This window comes from Ruegeria sp. PrR005, from assembly GCF_010500245.1.
Taxonomy (GTDB): Bacteria; Pseudomonadota; Alphaproteobacteria; order Rhodobacterales; family Rhodobacteraceae; genus Ruegeria_B; species Ruegeria_B marisflavi.
On the sequence record NZ_JAAGOX010000008.1, the window covers coordinates 86,690 to 97,632 of the forward strand.

The following is a 10,943-nucleotide window of genomic DNA, read 5'->3' on the forward strand; positions in this document are numbered from 1 at the left end:
AAAGGCCGGGAACCTTGGCGGGTCCCGGCCTTTTTCGTGTTGCGGCCCGCCTAGGCCGCCGTCTGTCCCTGTGCGATGGCCTGAACGGCGGCGGCGGTCAGCGGCTGGCCACCGATGGCCCAATCGCCCTCTTCCACCTCGACAACCCGGACCCATGTGTAGGGGCGCATGTTCTCGCCTTCGACGGCGATCATCGCCTCGGTCACGCGGCGCACCATGTCCGCCTTCTGTTCGGGGGTGAACACGTTCTTGATCACGTCAACGGTTACGAGCGGCATCTGGTTTTCCTCCTCTGTGCCTGACCGGTTCGCCCGGTCGATATGAGGACGTTACGAAAGATGCATTCCGCGCTATAGTTCAGGACCTGTAGCAAAGCACTACAGATTCAGAAGGAACGCACTACAGAAACTGCACTGAACAAGAAACCGGGGTTACCGTCATGCAATACGGCCAGTTCTGTCCCATCGCCAAGGCAACCGAAATTCTCGGCGAGCGCTGGACCATCCTGATCATCCGCGAATTGCTGATGGGCGCGCGCCGGTTCAACGAGTTGCAGCGGGGATTGGGCGATATCTCGCCCTCGCTGCTGACGGCACGGCTGAAGTCGCTGGAAGAGCAGGCCATGATCACACGTCGCCGTATTCCGGGGCAAAAGGGGTACGAGTACCATCCGACCCCGGCTTGCGAAGCACTGATGCCGGTCCTGTTCAACCTGGGCGAATGGGGCATCTGCTGGGCCAAGCACACGATCCTGGACCAGGATTTCGATGCCGAATTCTTGCTGTTCTACCTGGAACGCAGCATCGACCCGTCCAAGCTGCCGGGTCAGGTGGCGGTGCTGAAGTTCCGGTTTGCCGATCTGGTGGAACAGCAGGACTGGTGGCTGGTGGTGCGTGGCGATCGGACGGAGGTCTGTCTCAAGGATCCAGGCATGGATGTCGATGTGTTCTTCAACTGCACCGTGCGCACAATGGCGGATGTCTGGATGGGTGACCGCACCTATCGCGAGGCCATGCGCGCGGGCGACATGGATATGCAGGGCGACCCGGCGCTGACCCGCAATGTCACGCAGTGGCTGCGCCCCAGCATCTTCGCCGAGAGCCCGCGCGAGGCGCAGACCGCCTGACCGCCGGGTCAGAAATCCAACTTGGCGCCCACGATCACCGTGTGCGAGCGCACCCCGTCATCGGCCACGACCGTGGGCATGATGAGCGGCACGAACCCGTCGTTGAACATATACTCGGCCCCCAGTCGGAAATGCGGGTTCATCTGCATCTCGACCCCCAGAATGACCTGGTCCATCTTCTCCCAGCGGGTGCCATCGGCCCCCTGCACGCCGCGGCTGGCGCTCAGCGAATAGGTGGTCGGCTTGCCCAGCAGCATGGAGCGGTAGCGCCCCTGCACCGTCATCGCACGTACCGAATGGCCCGTTGCGGGCCAGGTGTTGGTCGTCTCGGTAAATTCCGCCATCACGTCGAAGTTTTGCCCGCTCAGCGTGGCGTTCAGGTCATAGGCGCTGTTCCAGACCCGGTTGATCCCGGCGGTCGGCGGATGGTGCGCGATGGTGCTGTCATAGATCGTGCCACGCAGGAACCCGCCGCCCAGCGTCAGATCCAGGTCATTGCCGATATCCAGCCGGTGCGACACGTTGATCGCGTAGTTTTCGTAATCGCCGTCATTGTCCGGAGTATTGACCACCCGCAGGCCCCGATGGCCGGGGATCAGGCTGAAACTGGCCAAGGTGCGGTCACTGACATAGCCCAGTTCGATCAGAGGGTCCTTGGTCTGGGCCCAGAAGTAGTGGTTCGAGTGACTGTGGGTGAACGGTGCATAGGTCGCGAAGTTACCGAAATTTACCGTCTTGCGCCCGAAGGCCAGGTAGAAGGGAGAGACGTTCAGGTCTCCGATGGCAATCCAGTACTTGCGCAGCTGGATATCGTCCTGACCGGGATATTCGACCTCGGTATATTCTCCCTGCACAAAGGCGGTCACCATCGGCAGGGTGAGTGTCGCGTTCAGCGTGATCTCGTTGACCACGCCATAGGTATCGGACGTGCCGGGCTTGTGGGTGGGCGGCAGCCGGGACAGGATCGGGTACTTGCCCGCAGTATTGGTGTTCTCGTGGATCACAGAGCCAAAAGCCCGCCCGCCAAGATAGAGCCGGTTCTGCAACAGGATGTCATTCTGCCTTGCCCGCAGGGCCAGCGCGACCTTGTTGGTCACGTTGTCCTGTCGGTCGATCATCGCCGAAGAGTAGGTGACATCGGTCGCAACCGCATTGGGGATCAACTGATAGGCCCCCGGGCGATCTTGTGCTGTGGCTGGCGATACTAGTCCGATGGCAAGCACGGCGGCCGCCAGAGACGACAAACAAAAACTCTTCAAAGCTAACTCCATATCCTCGTGCCGTGAAACACGCCACGCACGCCCCCAAGCGTCGATTATCACGAAATCGTGAGATCACCTACAGAAAACAACCTATTGAACTTGGGTGGTTTTGCGCATGTCAGCTGGAACAATGACTGAACATTTCTGACGTTCCGGGTTTCCTTTTCGACGCAAACGGGCATGACTTGCCAGGCAGAGCCGGTCAGGCTCGAATCGAACGCAGACGACCAACGCAGGGACCCCAGCATGAACCGCAAGCTCCTCCTCATCATTCTCGACGGCGTCCCCTATCGGAACTTCCGCCGGTTGTTCGGCAATCTCGAAGGCTGGGTGGACAGTGGCGAGGCGCGGGTCTGGAAACACCGCGCGGTGCTGCCCTCGACCTCAGCCAGTTGCTATGCCTCGATCCATACCGGCGTGAGCCCGCAAGAGCATGGCTGCACCGGCAACGGCAACGTGTTCCGCCTGTCGCACAAGGACGTCTTCAGCCAGGTGCGCGCGGGCGGCGGCGTGACCGGAGCGGTCACGCACAGTTTCTGGTCGCAGTTCTTTAACCGCCACCCGTTCGATTACGTGCGCGACATCGAGTATGACGAACCCGAAAGCCAGACCATCAACCATGGCCGGTTCCACACCATGACCGGATACGGGCATGACAATCAGATGACGCCCTCGGACGTGGACCTGTTCGCGACGCTGACCAACCTTTGCCTGCGGTTCGGGCTGAACTATGGCATCCTGCACACCTGCACGCTGGACAGCATGGGGCACCGGTTTTACCACGAATGCGACGAAATGGACCACGCCTGTTTCGTGATGGACGAGATGCTGGCGCCCTTCATTCCGCGCTGGCGGCAGCTGGGCTATGAGGTGATCGTCACTGCCGATCACGGCCAGGACGAGCGCGGCCATCACGGCGGGCGCGGCCCCTTGCAGCAGGAAACCGCGCTTTACTACTTTGGCGATGCCGAGGGGCCCGACGCAGAAACCGTGATCGACCAGTTGCAACTGGCGCCCACTATCCTCGGTCGTTTGGGTGCGCCGATTGCAGAAACGATGAAAGCCGCAAGCTTTCTGAAATGATCCGCTGCCTGTGGCCGGGCACAGAACCCGGTCACCCGCGCCGACAAACAGGCGGCCTGGACCCCTGCCGCACTATTCCCTCGCGGCGATGGCCTGCACCTTGACCTTGCCGCCAAAGGGCAGACGGGCCGCCTGATAGACTGTCCGCGCTGGCCGATGGCCAGGGGCAAACAGCGTCGCGTAAAGGGCGTTCACCTGCGGAAGATCATCAAGATCGGCAAACGCCAGATCGACATATACGATGTCCGATGGGGAAAACCCTGCGGCTTCTGCGATACGGAAGACGTGACCAAATGCGATCTCTGCTTCCTCACGCGCGGTTCCGGGAATGTAACCCCCGGGGCCAACCGAAAGCTGACCGCTGATCCAGCACGTGTTTCCGACGACAACCGCATTGCTGATCGGCGAGGGAGATTCAGGTACCCCGGCGACATCGACAATGTATTCACGAGTCATTTGATCCTCCTTGTGTGGATAGTCTTACGGTATCGGTTCGCAGTCCAAAGGCGGGCAGGACGGGCCAAGCGCCCAGAGCACGTATGCGGCAGTGATGGCAAAAAGCGTAGTGACTTCGGGAAACAGCCGGGGCCGTCCTGTCCGTCCTAGTCGTAGGGCCAGAGCCCCTGCCCCAGCGCCTCGATGGCGACGGTGATCCGTTCGAAACTGTCCTGCGCGCGCGTGACCGAGCCGCGGGCACGCAGGTAACCGTGGATCAGCCCTTCTTCGTTGATCCAGGCCGCGCGGCCACCGGCGGATGTGATCGCCTCGCAATACATCCGCCCGTCATCGCGCAGCGGATCGCAATCGGCGGTGATGACCACGGTAGGCGGCAGGTTCGCAAAATCGTTGTCGGACAGGGGCGCCCAGGTCGGATCGCCCGCCGGACGGGGACCATCGAAGCGGATGTCCTGATAGAATTCCACGTCTGCGGCGGTCAGCATCGGCGCCTCGGCATGTTCAGCGTAAGACGGCGCCTCGCCACTGGCGGCCAGGACCGGATAGATCAGCACCTGCCCCAGGATGGATTTCGACCGGCCGCGCACCGCATGCGCGACCGCCGCCACCAGATTGCCGCCAGCACTGTCCCCGGCCAGCACGATGGGGTCGTGAAACTCGGCCTCGGCCCATTCCACCGCTGTCCGGCAATCGTTGAACTGGACCGGGTGGCAATGCTCGGGGCAAAGCCGGTAATCGACAGCAACCACGCGATATCCTGTCTGGGCGCAGATCTCGGCGCAGACATCATCATGGCTGTCGAGACCGCCCAGGATGAACCCGCCGCCATGGGCATAGACAACGGTGCGCGTGGGATGCCCCGCCCAATAGACGCGGACCGGCACGCCGTTTGCGTCCCGGTCCTCGGTTTTGATCCGCTCCGGCCGCCCCCGGTAAAAGGCGCGGCACATGCTGTCATAGACCCGCCTCTGCCCTTCGATGTCCAGCGTGACGGCATCGTCGGGATAGCTTTCGGCGGTTCGCCGGATGAACGCCCAGGTTTCCGCGTCGATCAGCCGGCTATAGTCCATGTGTTCCCCGTTCAGGCTGCCCATTCCCAGGGTCGCGTATAGGCGCCCAGGACCTTTGCCACATCCTGTTCCGAGCTTCCCTTGGCGTCAAGCTGCGCAACAAGGCCGCGCTTCTTGTCGTCGATGACAGACACCACGCGGGCCGCGACCCCTGCGTCGGCCAGGGCTCCGTTATAGACCCGGGTGATGGCATTCTTGCGCAGGTCGGGCTTGAACACCTTGCCCACCGCCGTCTTGGGCAGTTCCGGCAGGATGGTCATATGCTTGGGATGCGCGGCGCGCTCGTGGACATGCACCTTGCAGTATTCCAGCAACTCGGCCTCGGTCGCGGTGGCACCGCCCACCAGCTCGACAAAGGCGCAGGGCACCTCGCCCGCATGGGCATCGGGCTGGCCGATGGCTCCGGCAAAGGCCACCGCCGGATGACCCAAGAGCGCCTCTTCGATCTCGGCGGGGTCGATATTGTGGCCGCCGCGAATGATCAGGTCCTTGGCCCGGCCGGTGATCCAGAGATAGCCATCCGCATCGAACCTGCCCAGATCGCCGGTGCGCAGATGGGTGCCGTAGTAGAAGAGGTCCTTGTTCTTGTCCTCTTCGGTATAGGTATGACCGGCATAGACGCCAGGGTTCGAGATGCAGATCTCGCCGATCTCGTCCACCGCGCATTCCTGGGGTCCGTCGGACGTTCCTTTGATGATCCTGACGTCCGTATAGGGGAACGGGATGCCGATCGAACCGATCTTCTTTTCTCCGTCGACCGGGTTGCAGGACACCAGACAGGTCGCCTCGGTCAAGCCGTAACCTTCGACGATGGTGACGCCGGTCGCTTCCTCGAACCGGCGGAACAATTCCACCGGCAGCGGCGCCGAGCCGGAAAACGCGGTCTTGACGGTCGAGATGTCGGCGTCGACCGGGCGCTGCATCTTGGCCGAGATCGCGGTGGGCACGGTGATGATAAAGGTGACTTTCCAGCGTTCGATCAGTTTCCAGAAATTGTCGAACACGCCATCGCCGCGATAACCTGCCGGGGTCGGGAACACCACATGCGCGCCCGACGAGATCGCCGCCATCATGATGACGTGACAGGCGAACACATGGAACAGCGGCAGCGGACACATGATGGTGTCCTCTTCGGTGAAGAGCAGCGTGTGGCCCAGCCAGCCATTGTAGATCAGGCCAGAATACTTGTGCTGCGCTACCTTGGGCATGCCGGTGGTGCCGCCGGTGTGGAAGTAGCAGGCCACGCGATCATGGGTTGCGTCCGCAAACTGCAACTCGGTCGGCTGCTTCTTCAACTCCTTGTTGAAGTTCAGATAATCGGCATGGGCCAGGTGCTCTTTATCCGCCATCTTGGGGCGTACCAGCGGCACGATCCAGGATTTCGGCGGCGTCAGATAACGGTTCAGATCGACCTCGAGCACGGTTGTCACTTGCGGTGCGTGGCGCACCGCCTCGGCCACCTTTTGCGCGATATCGGTCTTGGGAAAGGGTCTGAGCGTGACGACCACCTTGGCATTGGTCTCGCGCAGGATCGCGGCGATCTGCTCGGGCTCCAACAGCGGGTTGATCGGGTTCGCAATACCCGCGACCGCGCCGCCCAGCAGGGTGATCAGCGTCTCGTTGGTGTTGGGCAGGACATAGGCCACGACATCCTTTTCCCCGACACCCAGCTTGCGGAACAGGTTGGCCGCCTGGTTGGTCTTGGCCAGAAGATCCGACCAGGTCAGCGTCTCGGCCTTGTCGGTCGGGCCGGACAACAGCTGATAGCTTATCGCACTCCGGTTCGGGAATTTTCCGGCTGTCCGCGACAGAAGCTGGTGCAGGGTCACCGGAACATCCCGGTCCTCCCACGGCATTTCGTTTTCAACACGCGCGCGGTCTTCGAGCCCGGCAAACGGCATATGCGATCCTCCCCAAAAGGCCCGTTTCCCGGGCCATTCCATCCTTTGTGACCAAGATGCGAAGAAACGCATCCCGGCGCAAGCTGGCGCTTACCCGGATGCACCAGATAAAGCGCCAATGACGCAACGGCGGATCAAAGATGACGTTGCGACCCTGGCTCTCAAGCCTGAGAAAAAATGGGGCGGCCCGACGGGCCGCCCCTTCCCCGTGCCCGATGAGGGATTTCAGGCTTGCGGAATACGCAGCATTTGGCCGGGATAGATCTTGTCAGGATGGCTGAGCATCGGGCGGTTGGCCTCGAAAATCTCGTTATAGCGGGCGCCCTTGCCCAGGGTCTTTTCGGCTATCGCCCAAAGTGTGTCGCCCTTGGCCACGGTGTGGAACACCGGTTCGGAACCGCCCCCGGTGGTCTGGTCATCGACGGCGCCGACCCCCTCGACATTGCCGACGGCCAGGATGATCTTTTCCTTCAACTCGTCGCTGGCGGCTGCGCCTGCCAGTTTCACGGTATCGCCCTCGACCGAGATTTCGACGCCGCTGGCATCCAGGCCCAGATCCGCGATCTCCTTTTGCAGCGCCTCGACCTGCGGGTCTTCGTCACCGCCGCCAAAGAGTTTCTTGCCGCTGTCTTTTACAAAGCTCCACAAGCCCATCTCTGTCTCCTTTGGTTTTTCACCGCCGAAGATGGAGGGAGGGTACGGCCAGGATAAGGGGAATTATTCAGCCGCAAGCCCATCGGTGAACTGAAGCCGCGCCAACCGGGCATAAAGCCCGCCGCCTGCCACCAGCTCGTCATGCGTGCCCTGCGCGACGATGCGACCCGCCTCGAGCACCACGATGCGGTCGGCCTTTTTCACCGTCGCGAGGCGATGCGCCACGATCAGCGTGGTGCGGTCGGCGCTCAGCCGTTCGACCGCCTGTTGCACCGCGCGCTCGCTTTCGGCGTCGAGCGCTGAGGTCGCCTCGTCCAAGAGCAGCACCGGCGCGTCGCGCAGGATGGCGCGAGCGATGGCGATACGTTGTTTCTGGCCGCCCGACAGCATCACCCCGCGTTCGCCCACAAAGCTGTCATAGCCTTCGGGCAGGGCCGCGATGAACTCATGCGCGGCGGCGGCGCGGGCGGCGTCCTCGACCTCGGCGTCAGAGGCCGAGGGGCGGCCAAAGCGGATGTTTTCCCGCGCCGAAGCAGCAAAGATCACCGGGTCCTGCGGCACCAGCGCCATGTGGCGACGGAAATCAGCGCGTGCCAGCGTGGTCAGGTCCTGCCCGTCCAGCAGCACCCGGCCCGATTGCGGGTCATAGAACCGCTGGATCAGCTGGATCACCGTGGTCTTGCCTGCGCCCGAGGGGCCGACAAAGGCCACCGTCTCGCCCGGCTGCACGGTCAGGCTCATGCCGTCAAGCGCCACCTGATCGGGCCGCGCCGGATAGCGGAAGCTCACATTTTCAAAGGTGATTTCGCCCCGCACCGGCAGTACCAGCGTCGCCGGGGCCGCGGGATCGTTCACCGTATCGTCGGTATTAAGCAATTCCACCAACCGCTCGGTCGCGCCTGCGGCGCGTTGCAGTTCGCTCCAGATCTCGGACAGCGCCGCCACCGCGCCCGCCATGATCACCGAATAGATCACGAACTGGATCAGAGTGCCCTCGGTCATGAGGCCCGCACGCACGTCGTTGGCCCCCATCCACAATACGCCCACAATGCCCGAAAATACGAGGAAGATGACGATCACCGTCAGAACCGCCCGCGTGGTGATGCGGCGGCGCGAGACGTCATAAGCGGTTTCGGTCACCTGCGCAAAGGCCGCGCGACTGGCGGTTTCGTTGGTATAGGATTGCACGGTCTGTACCGCGCCCAGCGCCTCGCCCGCGTTGCCGGAACTGGCGGCAATCCAGTCCTGGTTCTCGCGGCTGATGGCGCGCAGGCGGCGGCCCAGCACCAGGATCGGCACCAGAACAAGTGGCACGATCAGCAACACCATCGCCGTCAACTTGGCCGAGGTGAGCAGCATCAGAACAAGCCCGCCCATGAACATCAGCAGGTTGCGCAAGGCGATCGACGCGGACGAGCCGAGCACCGACTGGATCAGCGTGGTGTCGGTGGTGATCCGGCTCAGCACCTCGCCGGTCATGATGCGCTCAAAGAACTCCGGGCTCATGCCGATGACGCGGTCGAACACCGCCTTGCGGATATCGGCAACCACGCGTTCGCCCAGCCGGGTGACAAGGGTGTAGCGAAGCCCGGTGCCCAGCGCCAGGACGGCCGCGACCCCCAGCGCCGCCATGAAGTAGACATCCAGCATGTCACCGTTTTCAATACGGAAATTGTCCACCACCCGACGCACGGCCAGCGGCAGGACCAGCGATGTCGTGGCGGTCAGGACAAGCGCCGCCAACGCGCCGAACATCAGCGCCTTATAGGGTGCGATGAAGGGCCAGAGCGCGGCCAGCACACCAACCTTCTTTGAAGTTGCGCGCTGTTCGGTCGCTCCGGGTGCCGGGTTTGATCGTGCCATGCGGTGTGCCGTCCTGCCTGTGCGTCTGATGTCCCCGCATCGGCGGGTCTAGGCTCAGCTTCTTGGCCTCGTCCCGGCCCGGGGTCAAGCAATCAACGTCCGAAAGGCCGAATTGACGCAAGTTTGCCGACCACGGCGCCGGGCCCGCCGCAACCGTCGAATTGACCGTTTTGTACGGGTTCTGAGGCCGGTATTGGCCGTTTTGTACAGGTCGGTACAGGTTTCCAATACCAGCGCCCACCGGCGGATCCAACCGGAAAACGATCGCATCGGACGCCGGACCAAGCGCCACCATTCGACAAAAGGATCGCCACCCGTCGCCGCGTTCCGTGGCAGGGTGGCGTTCGTTGCCCCAAGTGCTGCACCTGCAACGAACTCGGATACCTGCAATGTTACGGAGAAAAATTTCTGGAGCGGGCGACGGGAACCAAATCCATAATGCAACATGTGTCAGACTGCCTCAAATCCCTTTGACTGTTACATTTTGTAACCTTTGGGCTGTATCAAGCTGTCTCATACAGGTGTAACATGACACACCACGAGTGGGGGATAGAGTGGGGGATGAATGGCGGGCATCAATGTCGACAACGGAAGCGAGTTCATCTCGCACGAGCTTGGTCTCTGGGCCTATGCGAACGACGTAACGCTGGACTTCTCACGGCATAGGAAACCGACCGACCGACGAGTTGATGGAGGGCTTCAACATCAGCACTTCGGCGGAAACTCTGGCAACCACCGAGGGCGTGTTGGGTAGCACATAAGAAGTCATAGAACCATCTTGTCAGGGCCTGCCACAGGCGAAATGCTATGGTGGCCAGTCTCGAGAGCTGTGGTCGTGAACTCAAGTCGAACGTAAAACATTCCAGTGCCTCTTGTTTCTCAATCTCTTCCCGAAGTCGGGCAAACATTTCTACCCGGACAGATACCGTCGGGGACACCGCTCTGTCATGAACTGTTAGAGAAATTGCGAGGCAATCGCTCACGATATCCGCCAAGAGCTCGACCCGATAGTATCCGAGCTTCACAAACTCGGCACATAACCCCCCTCTGAGCACATCATATAGGTTGTAGTAGCTAATCGGTTGACTGCCACGGCTTGGAAGGTGGATTGACGGGATCAGATACCCCAAGCGAAGACAGTCCTCGGCGCTGTAACCAAGCATTGCAAATGCGTCCACAACTTCAGAGAGTTTCAGGGGGGTGTAGATGGGACATATATCCATTCGGTGCGTTCCTGTCGTCACGAAATCGTGGCCATCGTAGATTGTGGCCAACATGGTTAAACCAGTGTTAACACGAGACGGTTCCTAAAAACTGAACAGCCAGTATAAGTGGATTTTCCGCGCGACAGCAGCATGATGCTGCGAGCGAGGAGAAGAGCATGACAAGACGACCGCGCCGGAACCACAGCCCGGCCTTCAAGGCGAAAGTGGCAGTAGCCGCGATCAAGTTGAAATGCCCCATCTGAATTGGTCCACCGTTATGTATAGGGAACGGAGGACAGAGAATGGCAAACAAGCGGCACAAG

At 61.4% G+C, this 10,943-nt stretch carries 9 protein-coding genes; 2 read left to right on the top strand and 7 right to left on the bottom strand.

Translation table 11 applies throughout. From position 1 onward, the window contains the following. Positions 1-50: 50 nt before the first annotated feature. Complete coding sequence (locus G0P99_RS05525) at positions 51-278, bottom strand: tautomerase family protein (protein WP_164128395.1); 228 nt, start codon at positions 276-278, stop codon at positions 51-53. Between the two features lie 161 nt (positions 279-439). On the opposite strand from G0P99_RS05525, the gene G0P99_RS05530 reads away from it, so the two are divergent. After that, positions 440-1,126 (top strand): helix-turn-helix domain-containing protein, encoded by a 687-nt coding sequence (locus G0P99_RS05530; RefSeq protein WP_164128396.1) that lies wholly within the window; start codon positions 440-442, stop codon positions 1,124-1,126. 8 nt (positions 1,127-1,134) lie between these two features. On the opposite strand, the gene G0P99_RS05535 is transcribed toward G0P99_RS05530, so the two are convergent. Next, positions 1,135-2,370: a hypothetical protein gene (locus G0P99_RS05535; protein ID WP_239059693.1), complete on the bottom strand. Its 1,236-nt coding sequence runs from the start codon at positions 2,368-2,370 to the stop codon at positions 1,135-1,137. Between the two features lie 264 nt (positions 2,371-2,634). Between G0P99_RS05535 and G0P99_RS05540 the strand changes: the two genes are divergently transcribed. Next, positions 2,635-3,471 carry an alkaline phosphatase family protein gene (locus G0P99_RS05540; protein ID WP_164128398.1) on the top strand — a complete coding sequence of 279 codons (837 nt, stop codon included), beginning with the start codon at positions 2,635-2,637 and terminating at the stop codon, positions 3,469-3,471. Between the two features lie 72 nt (positions 3,472-3,543). On the opposite strand, the gene G0P99_RS05545 is transcribed toward G0P99_RS05540, so the two are convergent. The 5 genes from G0P99_RS05545 to G0P99_RS05565 all read right to left on the bottom strand — a co-directional run bounded on the left by G0P99_RS05545 (position 3,544) and on the right by G0P99_RS05565 (position 9,415). After that, positions 3,544-3,927: a RidA family protein gene (locus G0P99_RS05545; protein ID WP_164128399.1), complete on the bottom strand. Its 384-nt coding sequence runs from the start codon at positions 3,925-3,927 to the stop codon at positions 3,544-3,546. A gap of 146 nt (positions 3,928-4,073) precedes the next feature. Continuing rightward, positions 4,074-4,997 carry an alpha/beta hydrolase gene (locus G0P99_RS05550; protein WP_164128400.1) on the bottom strand — a complete coding sequence of 308 codons (924 nt, stop codon included), beginning with the start codon at positions 4,995-4,997 and terminating at the stop codon, positions 4,074-4,076. A gap of 11 nt (positions 4,998-5,008) precedes the next feature. Continuing rightward, positions 5,009-6,898: an acyl-CoA synthetase gene (locus G0P99_RS05555; RefSeq protein WP_164128401.1), complete on the bottom strand. Its 1,890-nt coding sequence runs from the start codon at positions 6,896-6,898 to the stop codon at positions 5,009-5,011. A gap of 225 nt (positions 6,899-7,123) precedes the next feature. Then, positions 7,124-7,552 (bottom strand): peptidoglycan-binding protein LysM, encoded by a 429-nt coding sequence (gene lysM / locus G0P99_RS05560; RefSeq protein WP_164128402.1) that lies wholly within the window; start codon positions 7,550-7,552, stop codon positions 7,124-7,126. A 63-nt stretch (positions 7,553-7,615) separates the two neighbouring features. Further along, the gene (locus G0P99_RS05565) at positions 7,616-9,415 is read right to left on the bottom strand and encodes an ABC transporter transmembrane domain-containing protein (protein WP_164128403.1); all 1,800 of its coding nucleotides are present in this window, start codon (positions 9,413-9,415) and stop codon (positions 7,616-7,618) included. Positions 9,416-10,943: the final 1,528 nt, after the last annotated feature.

Coding starts and splice junctions, on each gene's coding strand:
- G0P99_RS05565 (WP_164128403.1), bottom strand. CDS start 9,415: ATGGCACGATCAAACCCGGCACCCGGAGCGACCGAACAGCGCGCAACT.
- G0P99_RS05540 (WP_164128398.1), top strand. CDS start 2,635: ATGAACCGCAAGCTCCTCCTCATCATTCTCGACGGCGTCCCCTATCGG.
- lysM (WP_164128402.1), bottom strand. CDS start 7,552: ATGGGCTTGTGGAGCTTTGTAAAAGACAGCGGCAAGAAACTCTTTGGC.
- G0P99_RS05545 (WP_164128399.1), bottom strand. CDS start 3,927: ATGACTCGTGAATACATTGTCGATGTCGCCGGGGTACCTGAATCTCCC.
- G0P99_RS05530 (WP_164128396.1), top strand. CDS start 440: ATGCAATACGGCCAGTTCTGTCCCATCGCCAAGGCAACCGAAATTCTC.
- G0P99_RS05555 (WP_164128401.1), bottom strand. CDS start 6,898: ATGCCGTTTGCCGGGCTCGAAGACCGCGCGCGTGTTGAAAACGAAATG.
- G0P99_RS05550 (WP_164128400.1), bottom strand. CDS start 4,997: ATGGACTATAGCCGGCTGATCGACGCGGAAACCTGGGCGTTCATCCGG.
- G0P99_RS05525 (WP_164128395.1), bottom strand. CDS start 278: ATGCCGCTCGTAACCGTTGACGTGATCAAGAACGTGTTCACCCCCGAA.